The 18,965-nt window shown below is 62.9% G+C and carries 16 protein-coding genes; 6 read left to right on the top strand and 10 right to left on the bottom strand.

Going from position 1 to position 18,965, the window contains the following annotated elements; all coding sequences use genetic code 11:
- Positions 1-6: 6 nt before the first annotated feature.
- Entirely contained in the window at positions 7-777 is a 771-nt protein-coding gene (locus tag EWM63_RS25715; RefSeq protein ID WP_130189073.1) for a hypothetical protein, read from the bottom strand.
- Positions 778-916: 139 nt separating this feature from the next.
- Here EWM63_RS25715 and EWM63_RS25710 point away from each other — a divergent pair, with 139 nt between their 5' ends.
- Complete coding sequence (locus tag EWM63_RS25710) at positions 917-1,627, top strand: hypothetical protein (protein WP_130189072.1); 711 nt, start codon at positions 917-919, stop codon at positions 1,625-1,627.
- Here EWM63_RS25710 and EWM63_RS25705 read toward each other — a convergent pair.
- Positions 1,609-3,030, bottom strand: coding sequence for an MBL fold metallo-hydrolase (locus EWM63_RS25705; RefSeq protein ID WP_130189071.1), 1,422 nt, complete (start codon positions 3,028-3,030; stop codon positions 1,609-1,611). The genes EWM63_RS25710 and EWM63_RS25705 overlap by 19 nt on opposite strands.
- Before the next feature lie 107 nt (positions 3,031-3,137).
- Here EWM63_RS25705 and EWM63_RS25700 point away from each other — a divergent pair, with 107 nt between their 5' ends.
- Positions 3,138-4,349, top strand: coding sequence for a pyridoxal phosphate-dependent aminotransferase (locus EWM63_RS25700; RefSeq protein ID WP_130189070.1), 1,212 nt, complete (start codon positions 3,138-3,140; stop codon positions 4,347-4,349).
- Positions 4,350-4,638: 289 nt separating this feature from the next.
- Entirely contained in the window at positions 4,639-5,826 is a 1,188-nt protein-coding gene (locus EWM63_RS25695) for a GGDEF domain-containing protein (RefSeq protein WP_165390925.1), read from the top strand.
- Between the two features lie 46 nt (positions 5,827-5,872).
- Here the strand turns inward: EWM63_RS25695 and EWM63_RS25690 are convergent, their stop codons facing one another.
- The 8 genes from EWM63_RS25690 to EWM63_RS25655 form a co-directional block, all read right to left on the bottom strand.
- Positions 5,873-6,304: an HD domain-containing protein gene (locus EWM63_RS25690; RefSeq protein WP_130189068.1), complete on the bottom strand. Its 432-nt coding sequence runs from the start codon at positions 6,302-6,304 to the stop codon at positions 5,873-5,875.
- A gap of 70 nt (positions 6,305-6,374) precedes the next feature.
- Complete coding sequence (locus EWM63_RS25685; protein WP_130189067.1) at positions 6,375-6,983, bottom strand: imm11 family protein; 609 nt, start codon at positions 6,981-6,983, stop codon at positions 6,375-6,377.
- A 16-nt stretch (positions 6,984-6,999) separates the two neighbouring features.
- Positions 7,000-8,229 carry a type VI secretion system Vgr family protein gene (locus tag EWM63_RS25680; protein ID WP_229487505.1) on the bottom strand — a complete coding sequence of 410 codons (1,230 nt, stop codon included), beginning with the start codon at positions 8,227-8,229 and terminating at the stop codon, positions 7,000-7,002.
- Between the two features lie 1,327 nt (positions 8,230-9,556).
- A complete protein-coding gene (locus EWM63_RS25675) occupies positions 9,557-10,150 on the bottom strand; it encodes a hypothetical protein (RefSeq protein ID WP_130189066.1) in 594 nt (197 codons plus the stop codon).
- Position 10,151: 1 nt separating this feature from the next.
- On the bottom strand, positions 10,152-10,763 hold the full coding sequence (locus EWM63_RS25670; RefSeq protein ID WP_165390924.1) for an AHH domain-containing protein: 612 nt from the start codon (positions 10,761-10,763) through the stop codon (positions 10,152-10,154).
- Between the two features lie 325 nt (positions 10,764-11,088).
- Complete coding sequence (locus tag EWM63_RS25665) at positions 11,089-12,312, bottom strand: hypothetical protein (RefSeq protein WP_130189064.1); 1,224 nt, start codon at positions 12,310-12,312, stop codon at positions 11,089-11,091.
- A 3-nt stretch (positions 12,313-12,315) separates the two neighbouring features.
- Positions 12,316-15,255, bottom strand: coding sequence for a type VI secretion system Vgr family protein (locus EWM63_RS25660; protein WP_130189063.1), 2,940 nt, complete (start codon positions 15,253-15,255; stop codon positions 12,316-12,318).
- Between the two features lie 2 nt (positions 15,256-15,257).
- A complete protein-coding gene (locus EWM63_RS25655) occupies positions 15,258-16,145 on the bottom strand; it encodes a hypothetical protein (RefSeq protein WP_130189062.1) in 888 nt (295 codons plus the stop codon).
- 196 nt (positions 16,146-16,341) lie between these two features.
- On the opposite strand from EWM63_RS25655, the gene EWM63_RS25650 reads away from it, so the two are divergent.
- The 3 genes from EWM63_RS25650 to EWM63_RS25640 are packed head-to-tail and all read left to right on the top strand — an operon-like array spanning position 16,342 to position 18,898.
- Positions 16,342-17,184 (top strand): M15 family metallopeptidase, encoded by an 843-nt coding sequence (locus EWM63_RS25650; RefSeq protein WP_130189061.1) that lies wholly within the window; start codon positions 16,342-16,344, stop codon positions 17,182-17,184.
- A gap of 47 nt (positions 17,185-17,231) precedes the next feature.
- Complete coding sequence (locus tag EWM63_RS25645) at positions 17,232-17,501, top strand: PAAR domain-containing protein (protein ID WP_130189060.1); 270 nt, start codon at positions 17,232-17,234, stop codon at positions 17,499-17,501.
- Positions 17,502-17,503: 2 nt separating this feature from the next.
- Entirely contained in the window at positions 17,504-18,898 is a 1,395-nt protein-coding gene (locus EWM63_RS25640) for a hypothetical protein (protein WP_130189059.1), read from the top strand.
- Positions 18,899-18,965 lie beyond the last annotated feature (67 nt).

Genomic DNA, 18,965 nt, shown 5'->3' with positions numbered 1-18,965 from the left:
TCCGGGTCAGTCGCGTGGCAGCACATGCCGGAACGTCGGCTCGATGTTCCTGGCGTGCAGGTGGCGCACGATATCCTCGAGCGTGGCGTCCTTCAGCAGCAGCCCGGCAGGCACATCGCCGGCGGGCGCAACCGGCGCGTGCTCCGTGGCGGCAGCGCGGGGCGCGGGTGCGGGCACCGTCTCCGGCTGCGCCGCCTGCAGGATGTCGAGCGCATGCCGGAGCTGCTCGTCGTCGATCGGCTGCAAGCCTTGCAGGAAGGCGACTTGCGCGGCGAGCGGCGGCATCATGTCCAGCGCCGGCTCGTCCGCGAACGAGGCCCCCATGCCGGGGTGGATGAATGCCGCCCACTTGTCCGTCGCCGCGTTGCGGCATGGCGGCAGCTCAATCGGCGCGCCAATGCCGGTAAGCGGCGGCATGTCAGGGCAGTACGCCGTGCGAACGAGGTCGAGCAGTACTTGCGCCTGGACGATCGGCATCGGCCGCTCGAACGACAGCCACAGGCGAAACCCGGCCGCGCCGGAAATGCTCACCGCGGGCGCCGGCAGCCCCAGCTCGCCCTGCAGCGCGTTGGCCACGGCGCACAGCCGCTCCCACTGCATTGCACCGTCGGCATCACGCTGCCGCTCGAACGGGATGACGATGGCGCGGACCGCGCCGTCCCTAACGAGATCGAAGGCGTGGGTCGCCCGGCCTTCCAGGTGGGCCTCCAGGCCCTGCGGCACGGGTGCGCCCGCAGGCAGGTAAAGGCGGAGCAATTGCGCTATCAACTCTTGCATGTGGTTCCCGTTGCACCGGCATGCCGGCAGCGTTCATCTTGTCATTGAGGCGGTATTATCGCCGAACGGCGCCGGGCCAGGCCCCCGATCGCCGCCCGTGCACTACAATGGCGGCCCGCCTTTCCTGCCGAGAGATTCGATGAGCACCACCGACCTGCCCTTCCGCGCCACCACAGCCGAAGCCTGCGCCTGGCTCGAAACGCAGACCGGCACGCCATGGACGCTGGCGCGCCTGCTCGAACACGAACTCACACCCTATGTCTGGCTGGACTACGACCCCGCGTACCCGGAACTGTTCGGCGACGCCAACGGCGGCTATGCGGCGCCGATCTTCTTCGAGGGCGATATCGCCCGGCTCGCGGCGGGCAGCGAGGATGTGCTGATCACGATGACGAAGGACGCCTACAAGATCGTGGCCCGGTTGCCGGAACCGGGCTTTCGCCGGCCGCTCGACCAGTTGCGCTTCCAGAAGAAGGATGTGGAGCGCCTGGCCGGCAAGCTGAAACACGCGGCGGCGGAAGCGACCAGGCCAGCGCCGGCGGCCAGCGAATCGCAGCAGGGCATCGGCAAGGCCGACGTGCTGGCAGCCTTTGGGCGCCTCGTACGGCTGGACATGGAAAAGTCGCTCGACGACGCGATCGGCATCTTCGGCGACGATGGCGCGCGCGTAAAGGCCAGCGCCAGGAAATCCAAGCGCAACGCCGTATGGAATCCGGTCACGCTGGCGCTGGGGCTGCACGATGTGTATGGCGTGCCGCTCGGCCCGTTGAAGCGCGCGTTCGCGTCGCACGATTTCCTGCGTCCCTGGCAGGACGACTGGAACCAGTCGCTTTATTTGTTGGGTAAATGAGTGGGCAACGGATTGGGCAAATCAGTTGCTGGCAACTGAGCGCCAGGTGATCCCGAACGCGCCAGCACCCGGCGCAACTGCGCCGCCTGGTAGGCGCCGAAGGTATCGCTGAACAGGCAGCGGATCAGCGGATCGTCGGTGACGTCGGCCTGCGCCAGCGCGCTGTCGGTATCGGCATCGAAGACGGCGTCGTTGATGCGCAGGTACATCGACGTCAGCGATTCGCCCTCCTCCAGCGCGGCCCACAGCCGGGCGGCGGGAATCTCGGTGGTCCAGCCGGGCGGCGTGACGCCGTCGTCGGGCGTGGCCGGGCCGCCGGGCTCCAGCCGGTAGCGGAAGTGCGTGGCGACGCCCGCGTGATCGTAGACCGACAGCTGCCAGGTGCGCGGCTCGTCGAAGTACTCCGATGCCGGTTCCACCGTACCATATTTGTCCGGCAGCCCTATGCGGCAAAAGTCGAGCACACGCGCATGCTGCCCTGCCGTCAGCGGCGCGAAATGCCGCGCGATGTCGCTGGTCGGCGGCGGCGCGGCATTGCCCTGATAGGCGTAATCCACATTCCCCTCGCCGATGGGCAGTACCCAGTCGAGCGGCGGCGCCGGCTGCAGCGACACGGCATCCAGCGCCACCGAGACCGAGGGATCGAGCCGCACCACCGTGGTGGCGGGCAGCGCCGCCGTGACTTCCTGCGCAAACCGCGCATACGAGATCGGGAAGAACGCGCGGTTGTACCACGACCATGGCTCCTGCTGGAACTGGCAGGAACTGGGCACGACATAGCGCGGCGCCAGCGCGCGCAGCTGGGGTATCCACTCTTCCGGCAGTGACGGCGGCGCGGCGGCGAAGCGCGACGGCGCCAGCACCTCGAGCTCGCGCATCGTCTGGAATGGCCACAGCACCATGTCCCACGGCCCCTGCGCCACCAGCGGCGCCAGCGTGGTGTCGTCGATCCACGAATCGACGACATTGAGCACGTTCAGCCCCGCCGCCTTCACCTGGAACATCGAGTCCACGTCCGCGTCCATCGCTTCGCGGGGCACCACCTGGAATGCGCCGACGTCGACCGGGACATCCAGGCGCAACGGCGTCACGCTGGTAAAACCCAGCTGGCGCACCATGTCGAACAGCTCGTCGAAAAGGCAGTAGATGTACAGCGGCGTGGCGCGGTCCAGCAGGTCGAGGCTGTCGAACGAGCAGTGATCGTCGTGGAAATGCGAAATGAATACCGCGTCGAACCGCTGGCGGCGAATGCCGTCCACGTCGAAGCGCACGGCGGGGAAAGCGTGGCAGTTGCGGCTGAATGGATTTTCAAAGATGGGATCGAAGGCGATGCGCGTGCCGCCGCAGGCAAACACGTAGCCGGCGTGGAGGATGCGGGAAATGGTCAGTGCTGGCTGGGTCATCGGTATGGGAAGAAGGTCGCGTCGCGGTCCGGCATTTTACGCTCCTTGCCCTTGGCGGCGCAGCGGGTACACTAGCGGGTTCCCATTTGCACCGCATGAATGAACTGATGAAGATTTCCCAACGCGCGCAAGCCGTCGACCCGTTTTTCGCCATGGAGTTCGGCAAGCGCGCCGCAGCCCTGGCCGAGCTTGGCCATGACGTGATCCGCTTGAGCCTCGGCGAGCCCGATTTCGGCGCTCCGGCCGCCGTGCTCCGCGCCGCCGCCGCCGCGGCCGAAGATGGCGCCCTCCCCTACACCGCCGCGCTGGGCCTGCCGGCCCTGCGGGCCGCGATTGCCGGGTTCTACCTGCGCGAGCATGGCCTCACGCTGTCCCCGGAACGCATCATCGTGACGGCCGGCGCCTCGGCCGCACTGCTGCTGGTGACGGCCGCACTGGTCGATCCGGGCGACCAGGTCATCGTCGGCGATCCCTCGTATCCCTGCAACCGCCAGTTCCTCAGCAGCTTCGGCGCCGACGTCAGGCTGGTGGCGACGAATGCGGCAAGCCGCTTCCAGCTGGACGCGGCCAGCGTGCGCGCCCACTGGACGGCGCACACGCGCGGCGTGATGGTGGCGACACCGTCGAACCCGACGGGCACCTCGGTGCTGCCGGAAGAACTGGACGCCATCTGCGCGTGGGCACGCGAGCATGACGCCTGGCGGATCGTCGACGAGATCTACCTGAACCTGGGCGACCGCGATGCCGCCGGCCATGCGCCGCGCACGGTGCTGGCGTCGGACGACGACGCCATCGTCATCAACAGCTTCTCCAAGTATTTCGGCATGACGGGCTGGCGGCTCGGCTGGTGCGTGGTTCCCGAGGCACTGGTGCCGACGATGGAACGGCTGGCCCAGAACTACTATATCTGCCCGTCGACCATCGCCCAGCAGGCGGCACTGGCGTGCTTCACGCCCGAATCGCTGGCCGTCTGCGAGGAACGCCGCGTGGAATTCGCACGCCGTCGCGAACTCGTGCTCGACGGCCTCGCGCGCATCGGCCTGCCGGTGCCCGTGCCGCCGGATGGCGCCTTCTATGTGTACTTCGACGTGCGCGATACGGGATTGACGTCCTGGCAATTCTGCGAACGGGTCTTGCAGGAAGTGCACGTGGCGCTCACGCCGGGCAAGGATTTCGGGCATTGCGAAGCGGACTTCTACGTGCGGTTATCCTATGCGGCCAGCACCGCGCAACTCCAGGAAGCGATCGAGCGGCTCGGCCGGTTCATGGCATGCCTGCGGACGGAGCGCGGCATGGCCGCCGGTGAATCTGGCCGATAAGTCGCGTTGTCAGCTTTCGGACAGGCACTGGTGGTGTATGCAATCCACCACTTGCCGGATAATCTCATCAATAAATATATCCTAGCGGCAATTTTTCACCCAGGACTGCGTTAGAATACGGATCGCCCGCTGCCGATGTGCTGGCAGCGCAGAGTCCCCGAACGATTTTTTACGCCGACCACCCAAGCTCCGTGTGTTGTTGGGACTTCAAAACGCTTGTTACAAGACTTTTGATGTACAACCAGTCCAGCCAGTGGCGCACCGCGCCGGCTGGCTGCCGGAGATGCCCGTGCCGTCCCTCGACCTGTCCACACCCAGCCTCACGATCGACCGCCGGCGCGCCGAATTCGACGACCCGGCGGTCGAGGACCGTTTCATCCATCACCTGCTACCGCAACGCAATGCCCAGTTGAAGGGCAGCCTGCTGTTCGCCGCGGCGTTCTACGTGCTGTTTGGCGTGACCGACCTGGCCACGCTGGGCGACACGAACGTCGCATGGTTCCTCGTGGGCCTGCGCGTGTTGGTGGCTGGCGTGGCACTGGGTGGTCACTACGCCATTACCCGCCGCCCCGGATCGGTCCGCGTTTCCATCGCGGCCGCCTGTGCGCTGCTCGTCGCGGCATTGGGCGTCTTCATGGTGGTGGCCTGGTTCCAGCCGGAAGCGCTGCCGTGGAACACGATGTCGCAGGCCCTCATCCTGATGGCCGTCTACGTCAACTTCCCGAACCGCTTCATGTATTCGGTGGCGATCGGGGTCGGTTCCAGCGTGGTGTTCGGCACGATGCTTGCCGTGCAGGGCTTCCTGAAAGCCGACGACCTGCTGACGCTCGTGCTGCTGCTGATCCTCGCCAATGCGCTCGGCTATATCGCCGCGATCCGGTTCAACCTCGCGCAACGGCAACAGTACCGTTCCGCCGTGCTCGAGCGGCAGCAGGCCGACCGCGACCCGCTGACCGGCTGCTACAACCGCCGCGTGCTGCACAAGGGCCTGCTCGATGCGGAACTGGCCCGCGCCCGCCGCTACGGTACCGCCCTCTCCGTGATCCTGTGCGACATCGACCATTTCAAGCGGATCAACGATACGCATGGTCACACGGCGGGCGACCTGATACTGGCCGACTTCGCCGGCATGCTGATGGCGATGACGCGCGAGACGGTCGACCGCGTGGTGCGCTACGGCGGCGAGGAGTTCCTGCTGGTGCTGCCGGAAACCGACCTCGCTGGCGCCCATGCGCTGGCCGAACGCATCCGCCTTGCCTTCGCGTGCGCCATCAGCCGCGTGGAGTCCGGCAAGGCCGTGTCGGCGACGGCCAGCTTCGGCATTGCCACCGTGCCAGTCATGCACACGGAGCCGCCCGTATCGGCCGGAAAGCTGATCGACGCCGCCGATGCCCAGCTCTACGCGGCCAAGCGTGGCGGGCGCAACGCTATACGGGGTGGCGAAGTCGAACCGCGCGTCCTGCGCGCGGGCAGCTGAAAACCGGCTGGCGGTCACTTTACCCTGCGATCGGCTGGCACGCCCGTTACAGGTTTTCTTCCGCACGCAAACGCGCCAGCGCAGCGACATACCGCGCCATGCGCGCCGCATCGTGCTCGCCAAAGGACGCCAGCCTGGAACCGTCGAGATTCTCGAGCAGGTCCGCGATTTTTACGCGCCGGGCCAGGCGATCGGTGCTGACGCGGGAAATGAACGCTTCATAGGCTTCCCCTTCCCGCTTCGTGAGGCATTCCACCGCGCGTATGACCTCGTCCGGGATACCTTGCCGGCGCAGGTCGGCACCTGTTATGTCGGTATCTTCGAGCACGTCATGCAAGACCGCGACCATCTGCTCCGTTTCGTTCGTGCACCGGTGCATGACGCGAAGCGGGTGCAGGATGTAGGGCTTGCCGGCTTTGTCCTTCTGCCCCGCATGGGCAGCCACGGCAAGTGCGATTGCTTTTTCCAGGTCGGCCATCTTTGTTTTTCCTATAACGGTCGAAAAGGTTGATGAGGCCGTTCAGGGCGAACCGGGCTGGATCATGAGCTCAATAGTCGCCGACGGGTTGCAAGATGGCGCCGCTATTCCCGTTGCCAAGAAAGATCGCAGCCAAGGACTTGTGACATACCACCATGGCATCTTGCGTCGCGCCCATCTGGAACAGTCTTCGCTGGCGGAGCGGCATGACGTCGAACAAGCTGGCATTCAGGGCATAGCGACGGACACTGTAGAAGTCATTTGCCCCGATCGTTGCGGGTGGCGTGTCGAATGTCGACCGCATCCGATCCCAGCAATCCAGGCGACGCGTGAATCCGATGAACCAGTAATCCTCGTGCGAGAGGCCGTCATCACCGATATAGACCGCCGGATGGCTATGCATGTCGGGGACCCCACATTCGAGCAGGCGCTCGTGAAGATGGCTCCTCACAAGAAAATTGCTGCTCTCGAACAGGATGTCGGCTGGCTCATCCTTTATCCCCGCCCTTTGAAAATCGTCTTTGAGAGCGTTTGTGAAGACCAGCGGTTGCGTGGTCTGCGGCAAGGCCCTGTTGCGAAAGGTTATTCCGTTTGTCCGCCCGTCCGGCCGCAGATAGGGAAGGCATTCGTTTGCATCATCGCTGCGGATGAAAAAATATTCGTTATCGTAGTCGCTCATCAATTTCCTCGCAGAATTACGCCCTCTCCCGGACGCCTTTCAGCACTGCCCCGCCCTTTGAGGTTCCCCGAAATATCGGTACCAGCGACCGGTGGCACATCACGTGCGACTCCACGGTGCCACCGAGCTGAAACAGCAGCCATTGCTGGAGAGGTATCGCCTCCAGTACAGCGGCGCACAGGCTGTAGGCGAACACCATGGCCTGCTCGATGGCCCGGTCGAAGTCGGGCGGCAGGTCGCGCACCGCATCGTGAGATACCTCATGCAGCAACTCGGGGATCGGCCCGAACAGCTCGGCCAGCGCTTCGCCCGCGCGGGACGGCAAGTTGTTTACGCCCACGCTGACCACGCGCAGGATCGTGTAGCCGGCCGCTTCGCCCAGCCGCTGCAAGGGCGCGCCGGTGACGGTGAGCCGCGTGCCGGGGCGCAGCGTGCGCACCGTGGAGCGGCCGCGCCATAGCTGGCTGCGTGCCTCGCGCGCTTCCATCTGCAGGTCAGCGTAACGCTGCGCCTGGTCGCCATCGGCATAGGCGTACTGGCCCGGCACGTCGAACGATTCGAGCGGCGGCAGCTTCGAACCGTTCGACAGGTGCGATGGCGAACTGGCCGCCACCGCCTTCTTGGCCTTGTAGTCGTAGCTGAGCACCGTGCTGCTGGAGGCCAGCACACTGCGCATCGACGCCAGCGCCTGCACGGTGTCGCTCTGCTCGCGCGCGTGGGCGCCGTGGAAGCGCACACCGAGGCCGACGCTGGACGGGTCGTCCGGTACACCACTCGTGCTGGTGCTGTCCGCGAACAGCACCATCAGCGGGCCGTCGTCATCGTGCTCGAAGCGCCAGGACAGCCCCTCTTCGGCCAGCAGGCGCTCGACGAACGCCAGGTCGGTTTCACGGTACTGGCAGCAGTAGCTACGTGGCGGTATGTCGTTCAGGAACGGCATGACCTCGTCGCTCCAGCGCCAGCGCGCGGCCGGGGCATGCGCATCGAAGACGGCATCGACGATGTCGGTCACACCCATGTCTTGCCACACGCGGCTGTTGCGGGCATGCGCCAGGCGCCAGATCCAGTGGGAGATGCGCAAGCGGTAGCGCGCCACGCCGCCTTCGCTGCCCAGCTGCGCGAATGCGCTGATCTCGCCGGCAAAGTTGGTGCGCGTGCCGTTGCCAAGCTGACCTACAGGGCTGGCTGGCCCAGCAGCGATGGCAAGGCGATATGGGCACTGGTGAAAATGGCGATCACATCGCATGCGCCAATGCCCTGCACTAGATCACGATTATTTTTCAGCGATTGACTTTGCACGAGCCGTCGTTATTCCCCAAATATTGGAAGGAGACTGACTTTCCGGTCTTTGCGCTCGTGTAACGAACATATCTCCCTTGTCTAATACCGGCACCTGTTTGGCCAAACGCATACTCGCCGGTCACCTTTGTATCTACGATTTCAGTCCTAAAGTCTTCAAAATTCCCTAGTTCAGGCGAATCCCTATCAGTAGGAACGTGTTTGCGAAAAACTAGAGGAATAATTTCTTTCGTATCGTTGTATTGTACGAATGAACCTACTTCTTTTTTTAAGTCTGCATCCACATAACGTTGAAATATCATTCTTATGAGCCTACCATCCTTCCCAGGCGAGACGCGGGAGTAGCATTCCGTTTCGACCTGGATTTCAGCATGTGCAGCGGCACCACCCAAAAAGGCGGCAACGAGAAAAAAAAATTCTTATCATTATAGATTCCGTTACGCCGCACCCCTCGGAGAGCTGAGGTATGCCTATTTTATATCGTAGCACAAAAGTACCGTCTGATCCAGGGAAATAAAAATAACCTTCTCAATACTCGGGGATCCGGCACAAACTGTAGATTTTTCAAATATTAAACTAATATATTTCGCAGAGCTTACAATTTTCACAAAATCAAACCAAAACGCCAAGAATGACCCGCTGCGGCGATATTGCATCGCTTCATCTCGCGCAATATGTTCTTTTCCTTCGAGCGAAGTCGGGTGCTGCTTTATCTATGCCAGCGTGTGAGGACCACGCACACTTTCAATCGTAATAGTTTTTATGGACACGGTTCCCGCAATGCCCTTTTGACCGGAGAGCTTTTGGCTGTTGATAGAATATTTCACTGGCGAAGCCACGGCATCAAATGCTTGTTAGATCGAACAAACTACGCCCAGCCATAAAACAATCAAGACACGCGCCATTTTCATAGAACTATCTTTTTAATTCGCTCGGTAAATCATTCTTTCGTCCAGGGCCGAGTGCCCACCGTTAATAGCGAAAGTCACGCTACGAATATCACCCTTATCCATTGCAGCCACCGTTTGCTTCTTAAACCTCGCAATATACTAACAGCCAGCATCAATGGAATAATGTTCCTCTAGAAGCTTCGCGGGATTATCGATACGCGGGAACCTTTTTACACTCTAATTTCCCATCTGCCATCGAAATCTCTCACTTCTACCAACCAACCTTTGAAAGCCCAATATTTTGCGTAGTTATAGTGACCTGTGAGCTGCTTAAAGCCTCGCACCTTGAACCTTGCTGCCCTTGCAGTTCGATGCAAGAATGAGTCAACCAGTAATGGGCCGCACCATGGGCCCGTTCCGGAAAAGCTTGAGCAAGTCAACGTGGCATACTACGAAACCATTAGTGTCGCCCCCCATTCGGAATAACAATCGCTCGCGCAACGGAATTTTCTCAAGTATATTCGGGTCGAGCGAATATCGCCGTACGCTAAATCTCGGCTCCGGACCTGATCCGCGCGGAGTCGGATTATACTTGGAGGTAGTGCGATCCCAGCAATCAATAAACCCATCGAAGCCTACGTACCAATAGTCCTCGTGCCAGCACCCTTTATCATCAATGTAAATTGAAGGGTGCATCCAGACATTTGGCAAATCAAGCTCCAAGAGCCTCTGCCGGATCCTGTTGCTCGCAATAAACGTGGCCCCGTCAAACATCACATCGGCAATTTCATCTACAATACGCGCAGCTTTGAAATCGTTACTAAACCCATTTGTGAAGACAAGCGGCGCCGAACCCATCAGCGGCCTAATATATTGATAACGACGCTCGACAGTATTGGTATCAGGCGTTAAAAACGGTGCACGCTTATTTTCCTCATCATATCGCAAAAAATAATAGTCTTCGTTATAATTCGTCATGTTATGAACCAGGCTTCAAAATATACGGAGTGCGAAGGACATAATGGATATTCTCTTTCTGCTGGCCTTCACCCTGATTTTTTGTGTGATTGCGGTGAACAGGACATTCGTCAAGCAAATCCTTCTTTTTAACCGAAATCGAATCGACACCACGACAACCCGCCTTACTCTCAGGATCATAATTCGCCCAAACCTCACTAAGTTTGGCTTCGCGCGGATCATTCTGTATCAGATCAGCAATTTCCTCGCTAAGATCATCCATTGCTTTACAGATTAATTCTTTAACATCAGTTCCCGGTATTCCGCATTTTCTCTCGATGCCTGGCATATCCCTTTGAATCTTCATAGCAACCATCACATGATAAGCTGCGGGTTTTTCCTCATCATTATCGACAGGATCTACCGCCGTGTGATCACCTCGATGTGGCTGAACTTGGAGAAGACAGGCTCCTTGCAGGGTGCTAGGGATAAAGACTAAATTCTTAATTGCATTGATATTGTAACCAAAATCCGCCATGCGGTCACCAAGATTACTGAGACGTGCCCCCTTCTCTGAAATCAGATGATGAGCCTGCATTTTAAGTTGTTGATTTCGCGGATGAGCAGGACTCATTGTTACGCGCTTCAAAGCTTGAAGATAATTACTGCTTCTTTTATTTATCGTTCCATTGCGAGGTAGATTTGGCTGACTTGACATTATCGTGTGCGTGCAATATTTTTTGCTTTTATAGAGTATGTAAAAATCGTTATTTTTTGGCTAGGTATAAACCCGTCGCGCGCAATGTTTATACTTTTAACGTCGCCATCCGCAGTCGGGGACTAACGCCGGCCTACGGGTAAAACCCGCGAATATGTAGCAATCCGCATTATCCGTAGCAATACTTCGGATTTTGCGCAAAGCGACGAGTAAGTCGAGATCGCGGCCGTCTCTGCATCAGTCATTGGTAGATGACAGTACCCCGCCGATTACGTGGAGTCGGGTGATTCGTACTGCCGCAGATTCGACAGCGTTTATCGCGCCGAATGCTCTGCTTTTTCGCCAACAATGTAGTTTCAGTATTCCCTCTCACAACCAGGCCCCTGGATCTGGCACTGATTAACTTGGGACCTAACTGATGAATCTGTTCGACAGCACTCTGCAGATCCTCCACCGCCCGGACGAAGGCCGCGATAGCAACCTTGGCGCGCTGGAATTTGCGGCTCGCGCCTGACAACTTAGCGCCCGTCATCGCTAGCCGCGCCAGCAGCGAGGCAATACGTGCTGCCGCAGCAGCTCCCGCGCTCAGCAAGGCAGTGGCGACCAGCAACACCAATTCGATGATCAGGTACACGGCGCCTTTGCCGCCGATATACGCGATGAAATTGGGTGGAATTGCTTCGATCATCAGCCCCGCATAGGCGATGTATGACAGCGTGGTTTCGTTATCAGCCAGGATTTCCAGCACGATAGCAAAGCGCTGATCACCCCGGATTGCCTTCGCCAGTTCGGGATCGATATCCATCAGCTCGTTCTCCACGAACGCCTGGATCGGCTTTGGATCGCCCTCGGCAATCAGCACGGGCAAGTTCATGATCGCGGCACGATGCTGGTACAGCTTGCGCGCCTTTTCCGCGCTGCCCGCCACCATGCGTGCGGTGCGCCTCGCTTCGGCTTCCAGCGCTTGCAGCCTGGCTGCCTGTTCCTGCATGGTGCCAGTCACTGCGCCTTCGATCGACTGCTGCCACCATGCCCAGTTGTAGATAGTCTTGTCAGGGTCAGCCACCAGCCGATTGACGTCGCGCGCCAGGTCGTTGTACTGCTGGCGGCTGTAGATCGCCAGGCGATCAATGCAACCGCCGGAGAATTCCTCGATCTGTTTGCCCAACTGCTGCCAATACTGTTTCTCGAACATCTCGGCCTGGTCACTGAGCCAGGTCGAGCCGCCGTCGGCAGCGCCTTCGACCACACCCTCGGCAATCGACATCGCGGGATTCGCATCCCAGCGTTGCTGGAACTCGGCCATTGCGTCGTTCAGCGTCAGATAGGCCGCATGCAGGGTTTGTACGATGTTGCCACGCTCCTGGACGATTTCTCGCTCGGTCACAGTCGGCTTTGCGGTCACAATGACTGAGCCGCTTTTAGGCGCCGCCAGGCGCAGGTCTTCCTCGGATCTCTTTTCCATATCTCACTTCAACGGGTTGACCGTAGCAGCCTTGCTGATCACGGTGCCTGCCACAGCGAATTGCAGGTCCTCCAGCGGCCACGGCGTGGCCCACGCATCGTCATACTCCGCATGCAGTTCCGTCCAGGTATTTTTCTCATTGGGCAGAACCGGCATGGTGTAATCTGTGCTGGCGGCTGCGTTAAAGCTCTTCTTCCCCGCATGAATCGTAATCTTCCCTGGGCACTGCACCGTAATATTCCCACCTTCGATCGTAATATTCGCCCCATCCGCCGTCGACAGGCTGATACTCTTCGCTGCAGCCCAATCCACATGCGCATTGGCACTGACAATATTCACTTCATCCCTTGCCTGCACTTTCAACATATCGGCCTGTGCCTGCAGCTCGATCGCATCCTTGGCGGCGATCATCTGCAATCCGACCCCACCCTCGCCTGCCTTGACGGCACCAGCCAACACGCCGATGGCCTGCCCGCTATGCAAGCGCACCTGCCCACCGGTCACGAACTGGCTATCCTGCCCGCTCATCAAACTGACAGTCTCGCCATTCGACAGCTGCACGGCCTGCCCGGCGGTCACGCTCAATCCCGCCCTGGCGGAAACAGCCACGACGGCATCGTTCGCATGCGGCACCTTGCCATCCTGCGGACTGGTATTCCTGGCTGAAGCATCGGCCCGGGCGTCATCGAAACTCTCCGACGCAACCATCCCCGATACCGCTGCCAGCATCGCGGCCAGCGGCGCGGCCTTGTCATCGACCACGCTGGAAGAAGCCTTCGCAGCGCCCAGGTGAGAAGCCAGCCCCACCGTCTCGTGCGTCACAGCCGCCTTGCTGAACGTCTCGCCCAGCTTGACCGCCTGCTTCAACAGCGCAATCCCCGCCGCGTTTTCGCCAGCCGGATCGCGCGAGGAGGCACCATGCGCCACCTTATAGCTGGACACCAGCAACCCGGCGCCACCCCGCACGGCGCCATACGCGTCGGTACGCAATTCGGCGCCCTGCCCGCGCAGCGAGCCGCGGTAGTTGTCCGCAGCGTGAATCAAATGCCCCAGATTGAGCTCGGTCGCCGCGGACGTGGTGCGCAACTGCACACGCCCCTGCGCATCGGTGTCGTCGAACAACAGCTGGTTATAACCAAACCCGCCAAACTCCTTGGTGCGCACGCCCCATTGCGCGGCGGCGTTGCGATGCCCGGCCAGGCCGGCGGAAGCGCCGTGCCACACAGGCGCATTGCCGCCAGCCAGGTTGCCCTGCGCGGAAATGCCGTGATCGTGCGCCGGCTGGAACAGCGCAGCGCCATCGCCCGACGAAGGCGGCTCGCCACCCGGTGTCGGCGCAATGCCGCCTTCACCCTGGCCGTTATAGACCGCGCCCACGACGATCGGCCGGTCGATATCGTTCTCGATGAACTGCACGACCACTTCCTGGCCGATACGAGGTAAAAACTGGCTGCCGATGCCGCCGCCGGCAAGCCGCTGCGCCACGCGCACCCAGCACGTGGCGTCACCGCTGTCCTGCCAGTGGTAGCGGATGCGCACGCGGCCCAGCGCGTCGCAATACAGTTCATCGGCGCCGGATGGCGTGTCGGCGCCTTCCGGCCCGACGACGATCGCCGTTTGCGCGCCGTGTGCCGTCGGCTTGGGATGCGCGCGACCGTCGCTACCCACGAGGACGGGGCGCCAGGGGACATCGCTGGCCACCGCGTCGAAGTAGTTGGCGTAACCGCCCTTGCGCGCCTGCTCGATGGCCAGGTCGAAGTCGGGCGGCAGGTCGCGCGCCGCATCGTGAGATACCTCATGCAGCAACTCGGGGATCGGCCCGAACAGCTCGGCCAGCGCTTCGCCCGCGCGGGACGGCAGGTTGTTCACGCCCACGCTGACCACGCGCAGGATCGTGTAGCCGGCCGCTTTGCCCAGCCGCTGCAAGGGCGCGCCGGTGACGGTGAGCCGCGTGCCGGCGCGCAGCGTGCGCACCGTGGAGCGGCCGCGCCACAGCTGGCTGCGTGCCTCGCGCGATTCCATCTGCAGGTTGGCGTAACGCTGCGCCTGGTCGCCATCGGCATAGGCGTACTGGCCCGGCACGTCGAACGATTCCAAGGGCGGCAGCTTCGAACCATTCGACTGGTGCGATGGAGAACTTGCCGCCACCGCCTTCTTGGCCTTGTAGTCGTAGCTGAGCACCGTGCTGCTGGAGGCCAGCACACTGCGCATCGACGCCAGCGCCTGCACGGTGTCGCTCTGCTCGCGCGCGTGGGCGCCGTGGAAGCGCACACCGAGGCCGGCGCTGGACGGGTCGTCCGGTACACCACTCGTGCTGGTGCTGTCCGCGAACAGCACCATCAGCGGACCGTCGTCATCGTGCTCGAAGCGCCAGGACAGGCCCTCTTCGGCCAGCAGGCGTTCGACGAAGGCCAGGTCGGTTTCGCGGTACTGGCAGCAGTAGCTGCGTGGCGGCACGTCGTTCAGGAACGGCATGACCTCGTCGCTCCAGCGCCAGCGGGCGGCCGGCGCATGCGCATCGAAGACGGCATCGACGATGTCGGTCACGCCCATGTCTTGCCACACGCGGCTGTTGCGGGCATGCGCCAGGCGCCAGATCCAGTGGGAGATGCGCACGCGGTAGCGCGCCAGGCCGCCTTCGCTGCCCAGCTGCGCGAATGCGCTGATCTCGCCGGCAAAGCTGGTGCGCGTGCCGTCGGCCAGGCTGACCCGCAGGCTGGCCGGCTGGCCCAGCAACGACGGCAAGGCGATATGGGCACTGGTGGAAACGGCGATCACATCGCGCGCGCCGACTCCCTGTATCAGGTCATCGGCCACGAACGCTTCGACCAGCAGGCCGCCCGCGCCCAGGTCCAGGGCGTCATCATTCACTTCCAGCGCATACAGCCGGGTGGCGCTGGTAAACAGGGCCAGCGCGGCCCGCACTTCATCGACCAATACCATGCTTAACCCGCCGCCTCGGCCACTTTCAACGTTTTGCATTCGGCCTTGGCCTTGCTGCTGCCTTCGCACACGCGCTCGCGGCATTTGTCGGCGTCGGCCGCGCTGCCGCGCGTGCCGCAACGCTTGTATTCCGTCGCGGTCTTGCTGGAGGGGCCCGGGGACGCCTTCGAATGCGCCAGCAGCGCGGCCAGCAAGGCAACGTCGCTGTCCACCTTCGGCTCGGGCTTGGCGGCCGGCTTTTTCTTCGACGCCGCCGCGACCGCGGTTTTTTTGTCGCGGGCGGGTGCCTTGTCCTTGCGCGCCACCTTCGTGGCGTCGGCCTTTTTCTTCACCGCCGCTTTTTGCGGGGCATGCCTTGCCTTGTCCGCATCGGCCTTGTCGAGGAATGCCGCCAGTTCATCCTTTTCCCCGGCCGCGACCGGCGGCTTGGGCGCGCTCTTGCTGTCCGCAACGAGTGCCGCCGTGCCGGCTACCGCGGCTGCCGCGGCAATGGGGGCCGCCGCGTCGGGAACATTGTCGAGGATCGTTGCGGCGCTGACCTCCTGCGCCGGGGCTGGCTCGGGCACCTCCGGCGCGACGGCAGGTGCGGGCGCCGGTGCAGCCGCCAATGCCGGCGCGGATGCCGTTACCGGTACCGCAGCCACGTGCGTGGCAGCGCCACTATCCTCCATGCCGGACCACACCAGGGCGCTGCCGCCCAGCGCGGCGACGGCAACGAGACCGGCGATGACGCCAGTCCTGCGACCCGCCTTGCGCGGCGCACGCGCACCAGTTGCGGGGCCCGCGCGACCGTCCAGCTTGTTCAGGATGCCCTGGTCGTCGCCTGGCGGCGGCCCTTCCGAAAGAAGGCTCGGCCGGCCGGTGCGGCGCTGTTCATCACTTTCCTGCAAAATGCACTCCCGTATTATTTTAACTATAACTTTACGCGATTATAAAAAGTCCGGGGCAAAATTTGTATCGAAAAGTGCGCAAAAACAATACGACAAACGCAAAACTCTGCATGCCCTTATCAATAAGGTAAGTTATACTCTCGAGCAATGAATTTTCCGCGCCAGCGACAATCACTGGTCCAAGGACGAACCCAACGTGTTGTTTCTCGCCGTCGCACTGTACTTCCTGCTGGCCTGCCTCATCAGCTGGCTGGTGCTGTTTCCATCGGGCCGCACCCTGGTGCTGCGGGCGCTGGCCGGCACGGGAAATCGCCTGCAGCGCGGTTGGCGCGCGGCGGCGCAGCGCGAAAGCCGGCGCCTGGATGCGATCGGGCGATCGTCCGGCGCGTCGCTGCGCGAGGTCGGCGATTTCATGCGGCGGCATTACCTGCTGTGCCTGGGCGGCGCGCTGCTGCTGGCGGTGCCGCCGCTGGTGGCGTGGATGAGCGCCGGCCATGCGCAGCTGAGCGACTACGAGGAATCGCCGCGTAGCGTCAACACGCAGGTGGCGGCGCTGCTCGAGGGCGAGCAGCTCGTGCCGCCGCCGCCGCTGCCGCCCTTGGCGTTCGCCAGCGCGGAAGTGCAGCAGGAGCGGCCGATGATCGTGTCGGCCAGCCGCGACTGGGCACTGCTCAACGTGGTCTACCAGCAGCGCCTCCTGCATGTGTTCCGGATCATGAAGGAACGTCATGGCTATGACATGGCGATCCTGGAAGGCTACCGCAGCCCGCAGCGCCAGGACATGCTGGCGGCAATGGGCCCGGGCGTGACCAATGCGGCCGCGTTCCAGAGCTGGCACCAGTACGGGCTGGCGGCCGACTGCGCCTTCGTGCGCAACGGCCGCATCGTCATCTCGGAAAAGGATCCGTGGGCGATGCGCGGCTACCAGCTGTATGGCGAGGTGGCCGAATCGATGGGGTTGACCTGGGGCGGGCGCTGGAAAATGCAGGATTTGGGGCATACGGAACTGCGCATGCCCGGCGTGATGAAGCGGCGCTGAATGCCGCGCGAGACAATGAAGCAGACAAGGAAGCGGGAGAACGAAACATGGCAGGACCTGTGATCAGGCTGGGCGACAAGACTTCGCATGGCGGCACCGTCATCGAGGCGTCGGCCATGAGCGACAGCGGCGGCATCGGCATTGCACGCATGGGCGACAAGACGACTTGTCCGATCTCCGGCCACGGCACGACGCCAATCGTCAGCGGTGACCAGACCTGCATCGTGGACGGCAAGCCGGTGGCGCGCCATGGCGACAAGAACGGCTGTGGCGCGACGCTGATCGCGGGCCAGCAAAACACCATCGACCAGCTCTGACCATGGGGGCGTGGATCAAGGGCGGCCTGGCGGCGCTGGTGGCGTTCGTCGCCTGCTGGGGCGGCGCCATTGCGTGGTGGCAGGCCAGCGGCAAGTCGCCATCGAACGGCGAACTGTTTGCCTTCCTGGTGGCGGTGCCGCTGGCACTGGTGGCCGCGGTCGTGGCGGGACGGCGCCTGCTTGCTGCGCGCGCCGAGGCGGCGCCCCCGGCCGCACCGGCGCAAGCCGCAACACCGGCGCCCGCCGTGGCCGGGCCCTCGCTGGCCGTGCTCGCGGTTGCCCTGCGCACGCCGCATGGCGCTGCGCCGGCGGAACTCGCCGAAGCGATCGCCGGCCAGCAGGCACGCGGCGACCTCGATCCCGAATTGCTGGACGATGAAGGCTACCCGGTCATGAGCGCGCGCGCGGACGACCCGATCTCCCCCGATGAGCGCGACGAGATCGCGCAATGGTTCGACGCGCAGGGCATGCTCGATCCCCTGCTCGCCGACGAACAGTGGCGCACGCTCGGTATGGCCACGCAGGTGGCGGCCGAGCTGGCGCAGCATGCCGCCGGCCACCCGCATGCGTTGCCCGACGAAGGCACGGCAGGAACGGCGTCACTGCCCGCGCTGCCGCCTCTCCAGGTACTGCTGGCACTGAGCGCGGCCTGGAGCGAGGCGCAGCGCAATGCCGCCGCGGCGTGGATTCGCCACGTCGTCGAGGCAAGCGGCTGGCCAGCCGACCGGATCAGCATTACCGTCGCGGCGCAGGTGGCCAACGGCGCGGCGGTGTCGAACTGGCTGGTCCAGTTGACGGCGCATGCGGCCGGCACGCCGGCCCTGGCCATGTTGCTGGCCGGCGATTCCCAGATCGGTGAAAGCAGCGTGAACGCGCTGGCCGCCGATGGGCGCCTGTTCCTGGCCACTCGCCAGCAAGGACTGATCCCGGGCGAAGGCGCGGCCGGCCTGCTGCTGGCCGACGTCACGCAGGCTGCCCTGCTTGGCGGCGAGGCAACGCAGCTGCACGCGGTCGCCGCCCAGCGCGACGATTCGGCGGACGTGGCGCGCAAGGCCGATGCCGCGCTGCTGCGCCGGCTGGCCGGCGAAGCTTGCACGCAGGCCGCCATAGCCCCTGCCGCCGTGGCGATGCTGGCGGCCGATACCGGCCACCGCACCAGCCGCATGATGGAATTGATGGACTTGGCGAACGACCATCTCGCCCATCTCGACACGGGCACCGACGTGCTGGCCACCGGCACCGCCTGCGGCCATGCGGGCGCCGTGTCGTTCGTGGCCGCGCTGGCGCTGGCCCACCAGCAGGCGCTCGAGCGCCAGGCGCCCGTGCTTTGCGTGAGCAATGAAGACGCCCGCCATCGCAGCGCCGTGCTGGTGCGCCCGCAGGCGCTACAATCCTGAGCGCGCCGATGCCACCCCATGCGATGCCACCCGATGCGATGCCACCTCGTGCGGCTGCAAACCCATT

It is taken from the genome of Pseudoduganella lutea (assembly GCF_004209755.1).
Lineage (GTDB): Bacteria > Pseudomonadota > Gammaproteobacteria > Burkholderiales > Burkholderiaceae_D > Rugamonas > Rugamonas lutea.
The sequence above is the reverse complement of the archived record's forward strand: the minus strand, read 5'-3'. Positions and strand labels throughout refer to the sequence as shown.